The organism is Pseudoalteromonas translucida KMM 520 (assembly GCF_001465295.1).
GTDB classification, from domain to species: domain Bacteria; phylum Pseudomonadota; class Gammaproteobacteria; order Enterobacterales; family Alteromonadaceae; genus Pseudoalteromonas; species Pseudoalteromonas translucida.
On sequence record NZ_CP011034.1, the window covers coordinates 2,016,148 to 2,033,621 of the forward strand.

The 17,474-nt window shown below is 41.8% G+C and carries 15 protein-coding genes; 8 read left to right on the forward strand and 7 right to left on the reverse strand.

Annotated features, from left to right (window positions below):
- The first annotated feature begins 9 nt into the window (after window positions 1–9).
- The 7 genes from ureE (at window position 10) to PTRA_RS09410 (ending at window position 6,193) form a co-directional block, all read left to right on the forward strand.
- On the forward strand, window positions 10–522 hold the full coding sequence (gene ureE / locus PTRA_RS09380; protein WP_058373579.1) for an urease accessory protein UreE: 513 nt from the start codon (window positions 10–12) through the stop codon (window positions 520–522).
- A complete protein-coding gene (locus PTRA_RS09385) occupies window positions 512–1,219 on the forward strand; it encodes an urease accessory protein UreF (RefSeq protein WP_058373580.1) in 708 nt (235 codons plus the stop codon). Before ureE ends, PTRA_RS09385 begins: the two co-directional genes overlap by 11 nt.
- Before the next feature lie 30 nt (window positions 1,220–1,249).
- Window positions 1,250–1,888, forward strand: coding sequence for an urease accessory protein UreG (gene ureG / locus PTRA_RS09390; RefSeq protein ID WP_058373581.1), 639 nt, complete (start codon window positions 1,250–1,252; stop codon window positions 1,886–1,888).
- Between the two features lie 59 nt (window positions 1,889–1,947).
- On the forward strand, window positions 1,948–2,532 hold the full coding sequence (locus tag PTRA_RS09395) for a HupE/UreJ family protein (RefSeq protein WP_058373582.1): 585 nt from the start codon (window positions 1,948–1,950) through the stop codon (window positions 2,530–2,532).
- 188 nt (window positions 2,533–2,720) lie between these two features.
- The gene (locus PTRA_RS09400) at window positions 2,721–3,986 is read left to right on the forward strand and encodes a RidA family protein (protein ID WP_058373583.1); all 1,266 of its coding nucleotides are present in this window, start codon (window positions 2,721–2,723) and stop codon (window positions 3,984–3,986) included.
- Between the two features lie 409 nt (window positions 3,987–4,395).
- Window positions 4,396–5,883: a bifunctional 2-methylcitrate dehydratase/aconitate hydratase gene (locus PTRA_RS09405; RefSeq protein ID WP_058373584.1), complete on the forward strand. Its 1,488-nt coding sequence runs from the start codon at window positions 4,396–4,398 to the stop codon at window positions 5,881–5,883.
- A gap of 106 nt (window positions 5,884–5,989) precedes the next feature.
- Window positions 5,990–6,193 (forward strand): hypothetical protein, encoded by a 204-nt coding sequence (locus tag PTRA_RS09410; protein ID WP_058373585.1) that lies wholly within the window; start codon window positions 5,990–5,992, stop codon window positions 6,191–6,193.
- A 60-nt stretch (window positions 6,194–6,253) separates the two neighbouring features.
- On the opposite strand, the gene PTRA_RS09415 is transcribed toward PTRA_RS09410, so the two are convergent.
- From PTRA_RS09415 to PTRA_RS09430, 4 genes are all read right to left on the reverse strand, one after another.
- On the reverse strand, window positions 6,254–7,228 hold the full coding sequence (locus PTRA_RS09415; protein WP_069188190.1) for an aldose epimerase family protein: 975 nt from the start codon (window positions 7,226–7,228) through the stop codon (window positions 6,254–6,256).
- A 135-nt stretch (window positions 7,229–7,363) separates the two neighbouring features.
- Window positions 7,364–8,926 (reverse strand): sodium/sugar symporter, encoded by a 1,563-nt coding sequence (locus PTRA_RS09420; protein WP_058373586.1) that lies wholly within the window; start codon window positions 8,924–8,926, stop codon window positions 7,364–7,366.
- Between the two features lie 41 nt (window positions 8,927–8,967).
- Window positions 8,968–10,113: a galactokinase gene (gene galK / locus PTRA_RS09425; protein ID WP_058373587.1), complete on the reverse strand. Its 1,146-nt coding sequence runs from the start codon at window positions 10,111–10,113 to the stop codon at window positions 8,968–8,970.
- On the reverse strand, window positions 10,113–11,156 hold the full coding sequence (locus tag PTRA_RS09430; protein ID WP_058373588.1) for a UDP-glucose--hexose-1-phosphate uridylyltransferase: 1,044 nt from the start codon (window positions 11,154–11,156) through the stop codon (window positions 10,113–10,115). Before PTRA_RS09430 ends, galK begins: the two co-directional genes overlap by 1 nt.
- 145 nt (window positions 11,157–11,301) lie before the next feature.
- Here PTRA_RS09430 and PTRA_RS09435 point away from each other — a divergent pair, with 145 nt between their 5' ends.
- Window positions 11,302–12,312, forward strand: a complete 1,011-nt coding sequence (locus tag PTRA_RS09435; RefSeq protein ID WP_058373589.1) for a LacI family DNA-binding transcriptional regulator — start codon at window positions 11,302–11,304, stop codon at window positions 12,310–12,312.
- Between the two features lie 90 nt (window positions 12,313–12,402).
- On the opposite strand, the gene prpF is transcribed toward PTRA_RS09435, so the two are convergent.
- From prpF to prpC, 3 genes are all read right to left on the reverse strand, one after another.
- Window positions 12,403–13,569 (reverse strand): 2-methylaconitate cis-trans isomerase PrpF, encoded by a 1,167-nt coding sequence (gene prpF / locus PTRA_RS09440; RefSeq protein WP_058373590.1) that lies wholly within the window; start codon window positions 13,567–13,569, stop codon window positions 12,403–12,405.
- A 14-nt stretch (window positions 13,570–13,583) separates the two neighbouring features.
- Window positions 13,584–16,193 carry a Fe/S-dependent 2-methylisocitrate dehydratase AcnD gene (gene acnD, locus PTRA_RS09445; protein ID WP_058373591.1) on the reverse strand — a complete coding sequence of 870 codons (2,610 nt, stop codon included), beginning with the start codon at window positions 16,191–16,193 and terminating at the stop codon, window positions 13,584–13,586.
- Window positions 16,194–16,327: 134 nt separating this feature from the next.
- A complete protein-coding gene (gene prpC, locus PTRA_RS09450) occupies window positions 16,328–17,452 on the reverse strand; it encodes a bifunctional 2-methylcitrate synthase/citrate synthase (RefSeq protein ID WP_058373592.1) in 1,125 nt (374 codons plus the stop codon).
- Window positions 17,453–17,474 lie beyond the last annotated feature (22 nt).

Consider the following 17,474-nt stretch of genomic DNA (forward strand, 5'->3'; position numbering starts at 1 on the left):
GACAATTAAATGTTTGAATTAACAAAAAGAATAGATAGCAACACGCAAGATGCTGTGTTTGACACCCTCACCTTACCATACGAGTTACGTATTCGTGGTCGCCTAAAAGCAGTGAGCGACAATGGTCATGATGTTGGTTTATTTCTTGACCGCGGCCCAGTGCTGCGTAATGGCGATTTACTGCGTGCCAGCAGCGGCGAAGTATTTAGTATTAGCGCTGCCGATGAGCCGGTTACCACAGCATACATAGAAAACGGTTTGCCTTTGGCACGATTATGTTACCACTTAGGTAACCGCCATGTGTCACTTGCAATTGGCGTTGATACAGATGGTCGCCATTGGATACGTTTTCCGCCAGATCATGTATTAGAAGAGTTAGCGGTACTTTTAGGCGCGCAATTAACGCACCACCAAGCACCGTTTGATCCAGAATCTGGTGCATATGCACACGCTGGCCGTGAGCAATCGCATGCTCACTCCCATGAACATTCACATGCCGATGGTCATACTCATGCACACTAATACTGAGCCAACACAAAGCAGTGATCTGGCATTATTGGGCTTGATGCAATTGATCAGCCCTGCGCTGCCAATTGGTGCTTTTGCTTGGTCTCAGGGGTTAGAAAGCGCTTTTGAACTTGGCTGGGTTACTAATGAGCAACAACTTGGCGAATGGTTAGAAGGTGTGCTTGACGACGGTTTAACGCGCTGCGAATTGCCGGTACTTGCTCGGCTACAAAACTGCTGGGCTAAAAGCGACAGCGAAGGCTTAAGCTACTGGAACGACTGGCTACATGCAAATCGTGAAACTGCCGAGCTAAGCGATGAAGATACCCGCTTAGGCTTAGCCCTAATGCGTTTGCTCAACAGTTTACAGTTACAACCGAAAATCGAGCAAGGTCATGCAGCATTACCGCAAGACCTAGGTTATGTCACCGTTTTTGCCTGGTTAGCTCAACAACGACAAATTCCAGTACGCCAAAGCTTACTCGGGTTTGTTTGGGGCTGGTTAGAAAACCAACTGGCGGTTGCCTGTAAAGCAATGCCGCTTGGGCACACGGCAGCGCAGCGTTTAATTGAGCAATTACGGCCTAAAATGGTTATCGCAATCGACACTGCATTAGCATTAGCCGATGACCAACTTGGGCCAATTATGCCTGGCTTAGCGCTTGGTAGTGCACAGCACGAAACACAATATTCAAGATTATTTCGAAGCTAATACGCTTCTATATACACAAGGAAAACAGCAATGACACATTGTTTACGAATCGGCGTTGGCGGCCCAGTTGGCTCTGGCAAAACAGCTTTATTACGTCAATTATGTAAAGTATTGAAAGATCACTATGATATCGCCGTGGTTACAAACGATATTTATACCCGCGAAGATGCTGACTTTTTACTTAAACACGACGCACTTCCAGCAGATCGTATTTTAGGAGTAGAAACAGGTGGTTGCCCACATACGGCAATTCGTGAAGATGCTTCTATGAACTTAGCAGCGATTGACGACTTACAAGCACGCCACCCTAATTTAGAAATAGTACTGGTTGAATCTGGCGGCGATAACTTATCAGCCACTTTCAGCCCAGAGCTTTCTGATTTAACACTTTATGTGATTGACGTGTCTGCTGGCGACAAAATTCCACGTAAAGGTGGCCCAGGTATCACTAAGTCTGACTTATTAATAATTAATAAAATTGATATCGCAGAATATGTGCATGCTTCGTTAGATGTAATGGAACGTGACTCGAAAAAAATGCGCGGTGAACGCCCTTTCGTTTTTGCTAACCTTTACGATGGTGTTGGCTTAGAAGAGATTATCAGCTTTATTTTAAAGCAAGGCATGTTACCTGAACGCCGACCTGGCAAGCCAAATAGTATTAATTAAACAACACAATTTTTAATCAAAACAAAATTCAATAGTAAAAAATATAAACGGAGAATAGTATGAAAATAATGACCAAATTACTGATGGGATTAGGCCTAATGCTAACAGCTACTGCAGCTTTAGCCCACCCTGGTCATGGCGCTGAAACCCATAACGGTTTTCTTAGTGGCTTGTTACACCCACTTATGGGTATTGACCACTTATTAGCAATGGCAGCAATTGGCTTTTGGAGTATTCGCCAAAGCACAGCAATGAAACGCGGCACGCCATTATTTGTAGTTGGCGGCATGGTTTTAGGCGCGGCCCTTGCTTGGAGTGGCTTAAGCTTTGCAGGCGTTGAAACCGGTATTGCAATGAGCGTATTACTAGCCGGTATATTAATTGCCACTATGGCTAAATTACCAACCGTATTAGGCGCAAGCTTAGTTGCTTTATTTATGCTTACACATGGTTATGCCCACGGTGCAGAAATGGCTGAAGGCGCAAGCATATTAAGCTACATGGCGGGCTTTGTTATTGCTACTTTAGCTATCACCTTTATTGGCCGTGGTTTGGGCACACTGATGCTAAAAGCTGATAACCGCGCTACCCGTGCACTTGGTGGTGTAGTTGCAGTAATTGGTGGCGTATTGGCAGTTGGCTAATAGTAACTGAATTTATTATCCCCATTAGGGTAGCTTTACTGTCGCTAACATAGTTGATGCTATGGCTACCCTTACCTTCAAATCAATGGCTATCGGGCAGCAGCTAGATGGCCTGCGAGAATAAACCCACTTTTAATGTGGTCAATTTAAACCTCATTATAACTATCTCAGCTAGGAGAAATATCAAGATGAGCGGCACAATCATAAAACTTTCAAGAAACACTAATAATGCACCAAGCTGCACTGTAGCTACACAAACAGTTGCTTTTTCGCATTACAATAATATTTCAGCACAATTACCGATTGATCCTAAAAGCGGTAACATTGTAGCTGATGATATAAAAACACAGGCAAAACAGTGTTTAACAAATATTAAAGCGGTTATTGAAAGTATTGATCATGTTATGGACGATGTGATTAAAATTAATGTGTTTTTAAAAAACATCACAGATATTGATGCTGTAAACGACGTATACGCTAGTTTCTTTCAAGACTACTTACCAACACGCACAACAGTTGCCGTGGCAGCTTTACCGCTAGAGGGTGCATTAGTACAAATGGATGCGCTTATCTCTAATGGCGAAGGTACTACACCACAAGCGCCTTGCGATTTAATTAAAGTAGCAAAAAATAGTAAAAATGCACCTATATGCCCAGTGTCTACGCATACGGTTGCTTTTTCTCATTACAATAATATTTCTGCTCAGTTACCTGTCGATCCTAAATCGGGAGAAATAGTAACCGGTGGTATAAAAAATCAGACTAAACAGTGTTTAAGCAATATTAAAGCTATTTTAGAGAGTATTGACGTACCCTTTGACGACATAGTTAAGGTAAATATATTTGTTAAAAATCCGGCAGATATTGACGCAATAAACGAAGTTTATACAACCTTTATTCCAGACTCAGCTATTGCCAGAGCTGTAGCTTACGTACCAGCAAGATCAACCATGGTTGTTGCAGCACTGCCTATGGATGCTTTAGTACAAATTGATGCAGTTATATCCCATGGTGATGGCACACCACCACAAGCAGTTGAGGACAGACACGGCATTATTATTAGAGCAAGTAATATCAAAAATGCGCCAATTAATGCTCTATCTACACAAACAGTGGCGTTTTCGCACTACAACCATATTTCAGCGCAATTACCCATTGATGCAAAAACGGCTAATCTTGTAGCTGATGACGTAACAACACAAGCAACGCAGTGCTTAAACAATATTAAAGCCATTGTAGAGAGTATTGATCATGTTATGGACGACCTTGTAAAAGTTAACATTCAAGTTAAAAACATTAGCGATATTACCGCTATTGATAAAGTGTACGCCAGCTTCTTTAAAGGTGATTTGCCAGCAAGAACTGTGGTAGGCGTATCAGCTATCCCTATGAATGCGCTAGTACAAATTGATGCGGTAGTGTCTAACGCTGAAGGTACGCCCCCTAAGTTATAATTGTAAACTTGGGTTTATAAGCAATGGTGATTAATCACCAACTAAATACAAACATGACTTTAAACGTTAAGTTTGCATAAATAAGGGCAGCGTAAAATCCACTCGGATCTCCACGCTGCCCTTTTTAATTTTTACGCCTCAGTTATTATCAGAATTTAGGTAATTAAATACAGCTTGCACAAAATTTAATACAAAAACCGCTCAATATTTCTGTGTACATAATAATCTCACCTTGGCATAAGTGTATTTTAAATATACGACATTATGTTTACCTGCTTCCCTATTAGCTGGCAACGCCTCGTGCTATGGTTAAAGCGTAAACTAGTTAAAGGTAAAAGTGTTTAATAAATATGTATTAAATACTCAGTGCACATTCTAATCGTTAACATTAAACGAATAAGGATAAAAAATGAGTAATAATGTAGATATTAATAATCGCCCTGATTACGACCATGTAATACAAGATATAACTGATTATGTATTAAATTATAAAGTAAGCAGCAAGGAGGCACTCAATACTGCCCGTAACTGTTTAATAGACACTTTAGGATGTGGGCTATTAGCGCTGCGTTTTCCTGAATGCACCAAACTCCTCGGCCCTATAGTAGCAGGTACTATTGTGCCTAATGGTGCACGCGTGCCGGGCACATCTTTGGTACTCGACCCTGTAAAAGCGGCATGGGACATTGGCTGTATTATTCGCTGGCTCGATTATAACGATACTTGGTTGGCCGCCGAATGGGGTCATCCGTCTGATAATTTAGGTGCTATTTTAGCCGTTGCTGATCATCTATCTCAAGTTAGACTGAGCAAGGGTGAACAACCTTTAAAAATGCGCAAAGTGCTAGAAGCCATGATCATGGCGCATGAAATTCAAGGCGTAATAGCGCTAAAAAATTCGTTTAATCGGGTGGGTTTATGCCACGTATTATTAGTACGGGTTGCATCGACTGCGGTTGCCACTAAAATGATGGGCGGCAATAAACAACAAGTTATGGCCGCTATATCACAAGCTTGGGTAGATGGCTCAGCGCTGCGCACCTATAGGCATGCACCTAATGCAGGATCTCGTAAATCTTGGGCTGCTGGCGATGCAACTTCCCGAGCCGTTCATTTAGCTGATATATCTATGCGTGGTGAAATGGGTATTCCAAGCGTATTAACAGCCCCGCAATGGGGATTTTATGATGTCTCTTTTTCTAAAACCAACATAGACCAAACACTTAAACCTGAGGCCGAACGGCAGTTTTTATTCACCCAAGACTACGGCAGTTATGTTATGGAAAATATTTTATTTAAAATATCTTTTCCTGCTGAGTTTCATGCCCAAACAGCCGCAGAAGCGTCGGTTATTTTACATCCTCAGGTAAAAGATCGGTTAGCCGATATTGATAAAATTGTTGTGCGTACTCACGAGTCGGCCATTCGTATTATTTCAAAAACGGGTTCCCTTGATAACGCAGCCGATCGCGATCATTGTTTACAATACATGATTGCAGTGCCGTTAATATTTGGCAATTTAACCGCTGATCATTACGAAGACGAATTTCATAACGCACACCCGATTATTGATGAACTGCGCAACAAAATGCACATTGTAGAAGATTCACGCTTTACCAAAGAATATTTAGAGGATGATAAACGCTCTATCGCCAATGCTATTCAGATTTTCTTTAAAGATGGCAGTAGCACCGAGGACACAGTTATAGAATATCCTGTGGGTCATCGTCGCCGTCGTGAGGAAGGGATCCCACTCTTGGAGCAAAAATTTAAAGCTAATTTAGCGTCCCGCTTTGAGAATAAACAATGCCAAACTATTTTCACGCTTTGTAAAAATCAAACCGCGCTTGAGGCCACACCTGTAAATAGTTTTATGGACTTATTTGTTATTAAGTAAGTGCACCGCTGACTGGCTTATTAAAGCGTGTAAATTTAACTATATGGCCAAGTAGTTAAGGCCATAACTTTAAAAGTTACAACGCACGCCAATGAGAGGATTTAATATGACTGAACAAAATGAACACAGTATCGCAAACTTTGCAGCGTTAAAAACCGCCATAGTAAATGCAGAAGAAGAGTCAGTAAAAGCGCTATTAACAAAGCAACCTATGCAAGATCTTGAAAAAGGTTACCTAATCGATTTAGCTAAATTAAACAGCAACCAGGCTATTTTAAAATTACTCGAAGATATTCCCGTTAAAAAATAGCTCATACCCCCTTATACTTAATAACCAATAAAGCTGTGCTAAGTATTAGCACAGCTTTATTTAAATATTTTCAAAGTGATAGCTAATATATTTATTATAAACTTCGCCCGGCTTTAGTATTGAGTTTTCAAAATCTGGAAAGGTTACTGCATCGCTATAATTTTGCGCTTCTAAACACACTCCCTGATCAGGGCTTAATGGTGCGGCTAAAAATGCACCGGTATAAAGCTGTATAGATGCTTGGTCGGTGTACAACGTCATTTTAACTTTATTGCGTAATGAGCTTAATACCGCTGCTGCTTTGCTTGCTTGTGGCTGATTTATAACAAAACAATGATCAAACCCTGTTGGCGCTGTTAGTTGTGGGTGCTGAGCAGACTGCAAGCGCTGGCCAATAATAACCGGTTGCTGAAAACAAAAGTCACTATTTTTAACACTTAACACTCTACCGGTTGGCAAGCTGTTATTATCACGCTCTAAATAGCTGGCCGCATTTATTTGTAACGTGAGTGGCAAGCAATTTTGCTCACCTAAATTAAAGTAGCAATGATTAGTAGCGTTAATAGGGGTTGCTTTATTTGTGGTTGCGCTAAAGCTCATGGTCAATTTATTGTCATGTGATAAATGATAACGTATTTGCATTTCCACCTTGCCAGGAAAGCCTTGGTCGCCATCTTTTGAGCTTAAGCTCAAAATCACTTCGTTGGCAGTACTCGATTGCATTTGCCAAAAACGCAGAGAAAAGTTATCCGCCCCGCCATGTAAGCAATTTTCACCATCATTTTTACTCAGTAAATATCGCTCACCTTCAAGCTCAAAACTCGCACCACTAATACGATTAGCAACGCGGCCACAGGTAGCACCTAAATAATAAGTATCGGTTAAATAACGATTGGTATCGGCATACCCAACTGTCATTTCTGTGGGTGTATCGTTTACCGGAAATAAAATAGATTTAACCCGCGCGCCATAGTTTAATATTTCGACCCGCATGCCTTGCTCATTGCTTAATATATAACTGTGTAATTGATTCATTTACTGTTTTCTTGTTATGTCTATTAGAGCACAAAAAAATCAAAGCAACCTAAGCTGCTTTGATTCAATATATTTTGCGTTAAACACGTGAGCAGATAGTTATGGCTGTCATACTCACTGAATACGCGCCTTGCATTACCACCAAGTGGTATACAAAGCGATTAAGATGATCACTACACCCAATGCCGCTATGTTAAAGTTGCTTGAGGTTTTAAAGTTAACATCGTCTAGGCTAACGCTACTGTCTTGGCCTTTATCTGGCTTAGCTAATGATACAATTACACACAATGCCAAACACAGTAAAAATACTAAGCCTACTCTGTCCATAAATGGCAGCGCTACCCAGTAAACTTTTAACAGGATTGAGAAGACAGCCGAGCCAATTGCCGCAGCTAACGCCCCCGCTGAACTGGCTTTTGACCAAAACATACCCATTACAAAAATCACTACAATACCTGGAGTAAAGAAACCGGTGAACTCTTGAATATATTGAAACGCTTGATCGAACTTACCTAATAATGGCTCCGCCACAACCAAGGCTATAGCTAAAGATATTAATGCAGCTGATCGGCCTATAAACACATAATGTTTTTGTGATTTACCTGGTTTAAGCTTGCTGTAAATATCCATGGTGAAAATAGTTGAAATACTGTTAGTCATAGAGGCAAGTGATGAAACAATTGCCGCCACTAATGCAGCAAAAATCAAACCCTTAATACCTGTTGGCATTAACGCCATCATAGATGGATACGCTTGATCTGGCGTGGTAAGTTGCGGGTATAAAACAACCGCAGCAATACCTGGCAACACTACAATTACTGGCATTAGTAATTTTAAATAGGCAGCAAAGGCAATACCTTTTTGTGCTTCTTTAAGGTTTTTAGCAGCAAGTGCGCGCTGAATAATATATTGATTAAATCCCCAGTAGCTAATGTTCATTATCCACAGGCCACCAACTAATACTGATAAACCAGGTAAACTCATATAATGCGGGCTATCTGGGCTTAAAATCATATCAAAGTGGTTAGGAAGCTGCTCAGTTAAAACGCCAAAGCCTGCTATTATTCCGTCGCCATCTGCTACTGCATCAAGTGCTAAGTAACTTAAAAATAAGCCACCAAATACCAGCAGTACTACTTGTAAAATATCGGTATAAGCAACAGCTTTCAAACCACCATAAAGTGAATAAGCCACTGAAAATAGTGCTAAAAAGATCATTCCGTACATCCAGTCAACACCGGCAACGGTTTCTATTGCTAAGCCACCAAGCCATAAAACAGCGGTTAAATTTACAAATATATATACCGCTAGCCAAAACAGCGCTAATACTGTTTTAACTTTGCTATCAAAGCGTTGCTCTAAATATTGCGGCATAGTAAATATTTCATTTTTAAGAAATATCGGCAGCATATATTTACCGACAATAATTAAGGTAATTGCCGCCATCCACTCATAAGATGCGATAGCTAAACCAATCGCATAGCCCGAACCAGACATACCAATAATTTGTTCTGCCGATATATTTGAGGCAATTAATGATGCACCAATTGCCCACCAAGGCAGTGCTTTACTAGCAAGAAAGTAGTCTTCAGTATTTTTACTGGCGCCTTTCTCCTCTCGCGAGATCCACAGTGCGAGTACTAATAACCCCACCACATAAGTAACAAATATGGCAATGTCGAGCGGTTGTAATTTCATAACTTTAACCTTGTTGTCTTATTGATTTTTATTGTGTTTTATTAATTGCTAAAAGCACCGTGAGAGGCTAGGCATACGTAAACGTCTGCTTCAAGCCCTGTTTTTGTATTATAATGTGTGTGAATCGTGTTTCGCACTTGCTCAACCAAATGATCTGGCGTTAAAGCAACGACACAACCACCAAAACCACCACCGGTCATACGCACCCCTCCTTGATCGCCTAAAACTTGAGCAATAATATCCACTAAAAAGTCTATTTGAGAGGTAGTAATATCAAAATCATTTTTCATTGATAGGTGTGATTGTGCCATAAGTTGGCTCATGGTTACCATATCATTGACGTTTAGCGCTTTGAGAGCTAGTTCGGTACGGGTATTTTCAGTAACTATATGTTTAGCACGCTTATATATTAATGGCGGTAAATTAGCTTGCTCTGCTTCTAGTTCCTCAAGAGTAACATCGCGTAAAGCCGGTTTATTAAAGTGCTTTGCTGCAGCTTCGCATTGCTCGCGTCGGGTATTGTATTCACTGTCGACCAGCCCTCTTTTAACATTAGAGTTAACAATAACTAACGACATTCCCTTTGGAATAACAGCATATTCAAAGGTTAAACTTCTGCAATCGAGCAACATGGCATGCCCTTGCTTACCCATCGACGAAATTAACTGATCCATAATGCCGCAATTACAGCCGACAAAGTTATTTTCAGCACTTTGTCCCATAAGTGCCGCTTTAACACCATCGAGCGGAATATTGTTTAATGTTGCAAACGTTTTTAAAATAGCAATTTCAAAACTAGCTGACGAGCTCAAACCTGTACCTTGTGGCACATTGCCCGACACTACTAAGTCGGCGCCGCTAATATTTGGGTAGCTTTGCATTAATGCTTGTAGTGTGCCGCGAATATAGTTAACCCACATTTGTTGTTGGCTAAATTCTATTTTATCTAGGCTAAAACTATTGGTTTCGTTGTTACAATCAATTGCTAACACGTTAATGTTGCGATCAGCTCGTGCTTTTACAGCAATGTCGGTGCCAAAATTAATCGCAGCGGGTAGCACAAAACCATCATTATAATCTGTGTGTTCACCAATGAGATTAACGCGCCCAGGTGCATGAAATAGCTGCTCTGGTGGGCAATTAAAATGTTGTTCAAATTGGCTAATAAGCATTGTAGTTCTTGGCATTACTTAGCCTCCTTATAATGTACGTTTGGTACATCACGTAATCTTTGTGCTGCTTGCTCTGGGGTTAAATCACGTTGTGATTCTGCCATCATTTCGTAGCCCACCATAAATTTACGCACAGTAGCTGAGCGTAACAATGGTGGAAAAAAGCTTGCATGGAGCTGCCATTCACTATGCTCTTGCCCATCATAAGGCGCGCCGTGCCAGCCCATAGAATATGGGAACGAGCAATTAAATAAATTGTCGTATTTAGTGGTAATTTGTTTTAATGCATCGGCTAGAGTTACCGCTTGTTCAGGGGTTAAGTCGACCATACGTGTTAACGCAAAACGCGGTAATAATAAGGTTTCAAATGGCCAGCCTGCCCAGTACGGCACAACCACCAGCCAATCTTCATTTTTAACCACAACACGCTCGCCCGATTGCGCTTCACGCTGGGCGTAATCTAGTAATAAATTACTGTTATATTTTTTAGCATAGTCGCTCAGCGCAAGTTGTTTTTTATTTACCAAAGTAGGTAATTGCTGCTGCGACCAAATTTGGCCATGCGGATGCGGATTTGAGCACCCCATCATCGCCCCTTTGTTTTCAAATACCTGCACCCAGTTATACTTTTCGCCTAATTCTACGCACTGGCTTTGCCACGTTTTAACAATGTCGGTAATGGCGCTAATACTAAGTTGCGGTAAGGTTTTACTGTGATCTGGAGAGAAACAAATAACACGACTTTCGCCTTGCTCTGTGGCCATTTTAAATAGCGGATCATCTGTTTTAAATTCTGGAGTATCAATTTTCAGAGCTGCGAAGTCATTAGTAAACACATACGTTTTTTTATAGTTGTCATTAACTTCACCGTTTATGCGGGTATTACCAGCACATAAAAAACAGCTTTCATCATGACTTTCTCTAACGTCTTCATCAAGAGTTTCAACTTGCCCCTGCCAAGGTCGTTTGGCACGATGCGGTGAAACTAACACCCACTCATCAATCAATGGATTGTAGCGACGATGTGGATGCTCAGTTGGGTCAAAAATTGTATCCATAAATATCTCAAATGTGGTTTATGATAAAACCGAAAAGGGTAAACGCTTACCCTGCCATTTGCAACCTAAAAAATCAACATATACAGCCCACGTTAAATAGTGTAAATTTTATTATTAACAGGATGTAGAAAACGATTACCCGTCAATGACAACAATAAAAGATGTAGCCAGAATTGCAGGCGTGTCTATCGCCTCGGTATCACGTGTAATTAATAATGGCCCTAAAGTAAGTAAGGCAACCATAGAAAAAGTAAATAAAGTAATGCAAGAGCTTGGCTACACACCCAATGCTAATGCACGTGCTTTAGTAACCCGAAAAAGTATGACCATAGGCGTGGTGATCCCCGAACTTACCGACCCATTTTTTGCATCATTAGCCAGCGGGGTAGATAAAGTAGCCCGCGAAAATAATATGCAATTGCTGTTAAGTACCGCAGGACAAAATGTCGAGTCTGAACGCGCTGCTATCAATTTATTACTTGAGCGCCGCTGCCAAACTATTGTTATGCATAGTAAAAAAACTCCTGACTGCGAACTAATTACTTTATGTGAAAAACTCCCCGGCTTAGTGCTTATCAATAGACTGATTGAGCAAATAAAACATAAATGTATTTGGTTAGATAACGAAGAAGGCGCAAAAATAGCAGCGCGCCATCTAATGGCACTCAAACATAAAAACATTGCCTGTATAAGCAGCAAATATCAAATTGAAGATCCTGCGCTACGCCTTGATGGCTTTTCGGCAGAGCTAAATATGGCAGGCAGCCCCATTAACCCTGCGCTAATTAAATACGCAGAGCCTACCTTACAAGGCGGACAAAGCGCTGCGCAAAATTTATTAGCCTCTGGGCAGCACTTCAGTGCTATTTTTGTTTATAACGACGCTATGGCTATTGGTGCTATTTCAACACTTGAAGATAATGGCTTTAAAGTACCCGGTGATGTGTCGGTGATTGGTTTTGATGATGTACTGATTGCGCGTTATTCAAGGCCAAAACTAACCACTTTAAACTACCCCATTGAAAAAATGGCGCAGCACGCAGCTCAGTTGGCGTTAACTCACTTTAAAAATGAAATAGTTGATAGTGGCAATGAGCATAAATATTTGCCCCGCTTGGTCAAACGAGAGTCAACGCGTATAAAAAATAGCACATAAACAAAAAAAGTTGATGAGTAATACCCTAAGGTATTACCGCATCAACTTATGCATAAATTATAAATAACTTAGTCGCAATTAAACAATGCTTTACTGCGGTACTCTTACCACGCCTTCCATAAGCACCCGTGCACTGCGGCTCATACTGGCTTTAGTTACTTGCCAATTACCATCCGTATTTGTAGCGTGTGCACCTACTTTTAAGGTGCCAGATGGATGACCAAAGTTAACTTCACTCAATGCTCCGCCACCAGCAGCTAAATTAACTAACGTACCGTCAATTGCCGCAGCGGTACCAATAGCTACTGCTGCGGTGCCCATCATTGCATGGTGTAATTTACCCATAGACATAGCGCGCACTAACAAGTTAATTTCACTGGCGTTAATTTGCTTACCGCTTGACGCTTTATAATCTTGTGCTGCACCAACAAATGCCACTTTAGGTGTATGTTGGCGTGCTGCTGCCTCATCAATACTTTGTATGAGTCCCATTTTAACCGCGCCATAGGCACGAATGGTTTCAAGCTTTTCAAGCGCTGCTGCATCTGCGTTTATATCATCTTGCAATTCAGTGCCGGTATAACCAATGTCGCTTGCATTAACAAAAATAGTGGGAATGCCTGCGTTGATCATCGTCGCTTTTAAAGTACCTACTCCTGGCACTTCTAGATCATCTACCACATTGCCAGTTGGAAATAACGCGCCGTCGCCATCAGCTGGGTCAATAAATTCCAGTTTTACTTCAGCTGCTGCAAATGTAACGCCGTCTAGCTCAAAGTCACCGGTTTCTTGTACTTCGCCATTAGTCATAGGTACATGCACTAAAATGCTTTTTTTAATATTGGCTTGCCATACACGTACAACAGCAACACCATTATCTGGTACACGGCTTTTATCAACCAAGTCATTACTAATAGCAAAAGCACCGACAGCTGCGGTTAAATTACCGCAGTTGCCGCTAAAATCAACAAACGCTTTATCTATTGCCACTTGGCCAAATAAATAGTCAACATCGTGATCGGCTTGCTCACTTTTACTTAAAATAACTGTTTTACTGGTGCTAGATGTAGCACCGCCCATACCATCGGTTTGTTTGCCGTACGGATCTGGGCTGCCAATAACGCGCAGTAATAAGTTATTACGTGCCTCACCTGCCACTTGGGCAGGCTTTGGCAAGTTACTAAGGTTAAAAAACACCCCTTTGCTAGTACCGCCACGCATGTATGTGGCAGGTACTTTAATTTGTGGTTTAAACATAATTAACCCTGCCCCTATGCTGTTTTTGTGGCTTCTAAAAAGTCTTGTGCAAAGCGTTGTAATACACCACCCGCAGCATAAATAGACAGCTCTTCTTGGGTGTCGATACGACATTTCATTGGTACGTTTAGTACTTCGCCATTTTTACGAGTGATTGACAAGTTAAGTGTGCAACCTGGTGTTGGTTCACCTGTTACATCGTAACTTTCACTGCCATCTAATTTGAGTGTTTTACGAGTTGTTCCCGCTTTAAACTCTAGCGGTAAAACGCCCATACCCACTAGGTTAGTACGGTGAATACGTTCAAACCCTTCAGCTGCAATTACTTCAACACCCGCAAGTCTTACACCTTTTGCTGCCCAATCGCGCGACGAGCCTTGGCCATAATCTGCGCCAGCCACAATAATAAGTGGTTGCTTACGCTGCATGTATGCTTCGATAGCTTCCCACATGCGAGTATTTTTGCCCTCAGGTTCTATGCGTGCGTACGAACCTTGTTTAATTTCGCCGCTTTCATCAAGTACCATTTCATTTAGCAGTTTAGGGTTAGCAAACGTAGCGCGCTGCGCTGTTAAATGATCGCCCCTATGGGTTGCGTATGAGTTAAAATCTTCCTCAGGTACGTTCATTTTTAATAAATATTCACCCGCCGCACTGCTGGCCATTATCGCATTTGAAGGCGATAAGTGATCGGTTGTAATGTTATCGCCAAGTACTGCCAGTGCACGCATACCTGTCATGGTGCGCTCGCCAGCTAATGCACCTTCCCAATAAGGAGGTCGGCGAATATAAGTGCTTTCTGGACGCCATTCGTATAGTGGATCGTTATCTTCACCGTAATCTACGGTTAAGTTAAACATGGGCTCGTATACTTTTCTAAATTGCTCTGGCTTAACGCTTTGCTTAACTACTGCGTCAATTTCTTCATCCGACGGCCATAAATCTTTAAGCGTAACGTCGTTACCTTGCTGATCTTTACCCAGTATATCTTTTTCAATATCAAAACGAATCGTACCGGCAATTGCATAAGCAACAACCAAAGGCGGCGATGCTAAAAAGGCTTGTTTGGCGTAAGGATGAATACGGCCGTCAAAGTTACGGTTACCCGACAGTACCGCGGTGGCGTATAAATCGCGATCAATCACTTCTTTTTGAATTGCAGGGTCAAGCGCGCCGCTCATGCCATTACAGGTAGTACAAGCAAAACCAACAATACCAAAACCTAGCTGTTCAAGTTCGGTAAGTAAGTTAGCGTCTTCTAGGTACGATTGCACGGCTTTAGAACCCGGTGCTAATGAGGTTTTTACCCAAGGTTTACGCGTTAAACCCTTGGCGTTAGCGTTACGCGCAAGTAATGCCGCGGCAATCACGTTGCGTGGGTTACTGGTGTTTGTACAACTGGTAATAGCGGCAATAATACACGCGCCATCTGGCATTAAGCCTGCTTCGTTTTCTACTACGCCCGAAATACCTTCTTTAGCTAAATCGCTTGTAGATACACGGCGATGTGGATTTGATGGCCCCGCAATGTTGCGCCCCACACTTGATAAATCAAACTTAAGCACGCGATCGTACTGCGCAGTTTTTAAGCTGTCGCTCCACAGGCCTGTGGTTTTAGCGTAGTTTTCTACCAGCGCAATTTGCTCTTCTTCACGACCCGTTAAACGCAAATAATCTATGGTCATATCGTCGATGTAGAACATCGCCGCTGTGGCACCAAATTCAGGCGTCATATTTGAAATAGTGGCGCGATCGCCCAGTGTAAGTGCATCTGCACCTTCACCGTAAAATTCTAAATACGCTGATACCACACGCTGCGCGCGTAAAAATTCGGTAATAGCCAGTACGATATCGGTAGCGGTAATGCCCGGTTGGCGCTTACCTGTTAGCTCAACCCCTACTATGTCTGGCAGGCGCATATACGAAGCGCGCCCTAACATTACGCTTTCTGCTTCAAGGCCACCTACACCCACAGCAATAACACCCAGTGCATCAACGTGTGGAGTATGGCTGTCTGTACCTACTAAGGTATCTGGGAAGGCAATGCCATCGCGGTTTTGAATTACCGGCGACATTTTTTCAAGGTTAATTTGATGCATAATGCCGTTACCTGGCGGGATCACATCAATATTTTTAAACGCTGTTTTGGTCCAGTTTATAAAATGGAAACGGTCATCGTTACGTCTATCTTCTATAGCACGGTTTTTTTCAAATGCATCGGGATCAAACCCTGCATGCTCTACCGACAAAGAGTGATCAACAATTAACTGCGTTGGTACAACTGGGTTTACTTTAGACGGATCGCCACCTTTAGCCGCAATCGCGTCACGCAGTCCAGCTAAATCAACCAATGCAGTTTGACCCAAAATATCGTGACACACTACGCGCGCCGGATACCAAGGAAAATCTAAATCTTGTTTGCGTTCAATCAGTTGATTAAGTGCATCGGTAAGCATTGCTGGATCGCAACGACGCACTAAGTTTTCGGCAAATACACGTGATGTATAAGGCAATGTTGCATATGCACCTGGTTTAATTGCATCAACAGCTGCTTGGGCATCAAAATAATCAACGTTTGAATTGGGTAAGGGTTTTCGATATTCAGTATTATTTATTATAGTCATTAAAATATTCGCTAATTTGGTGACGGTGGTTGTGCACTACTAGCTTATTTAAGGAGAGAGTGAAAAGTGATGAGCCTTAAAATAGTGTGCAGCAAATAAAAAAGGTGAGCACTTTACGTGCCCACCAAATAATTTTAACGTGATTCGATAGGTGTGTAGCTACGTGCATCTGGCCCAGTGTAATCAGCACTTGGACGAATAATACGGTTATTTTCACGTTGCTCTTTAACGTGTGCGGTCCAACCTGTTACGCGGCTCATTACAAATATTGGCGTAAATAATTTAGTCGGAATATCCATAAAGTGATACGCCGATGCGTGGAAGAAATCAGCATTACAAAATAATTTTTTCTCGCGCCACATTACTTCTTCACAACGAACAGACACAGGATAAAGGACATCATCACCTACTTCTGCTGCGAGTTTTTCAGACCACTTTTTAATAATTACGTTACGTGGATCTGATTCGCGGTAGATAGCGTGACCAAAGCCCATAATTTTATCTTTACGCTCAAGCATACCCATCACTTCTTGCTCTGCTTGATCTGCGCTGGTGAAGTTTTCAATCATATCCATTGCCGCTTCGTTAGCACCACCATGTAATGGCCCACGTAACGTACCTATGGCACCGGTTACACACGAATGAATATCAGATAGCGTTGATGCACACACACGACCAGTAAAGGTTGAGGCATTAAATTCATGCTCTGCGTATAAAATTAGTGACACATTCATAACTTGAGCAAATAGCTCAGACGGGGCTTTATCATGTAATAAGGTTAAAAAGTGCGCGCCAACTGAGTCGTCATCTGTTTGCGTTTCAATGCGTACGCCATCATGCGTAAAGCGATACCAGTAACAAATAATACTTGGGAATACTGCAACCATGCGGTCAATCGCATCATTGGCTTCACTAAAATCATTTTCCATTTCAAGGTTACCCAGCATAGAGCAACCTGTGCGCATTACATCCATTGGGTGTGCGTCTTTTGGAATGTTCTCAAGCACTGTTTTAAGTGCTTGTGGTAAGCCACGTAAGCTTTTTAGCTTAGCTTTGTATTCTAAAAGCTCACCGGTTGTTGGTAATTCGCCGCGAGATAATAAAAACGATACTTCTTCAAACTGCGCTTTTTCAGCAAGTTCGCTAATATCGTAACCACAATAAGTTAAGCCTGAACCTGTTTGGCCTACTGTACATAATGCAGTTTGACCTGCTACTTGTCCGCGTAAACCTGCACCCGCTAATACTTTAGTACTCATAATTTATCTCCTTAAATTGTTA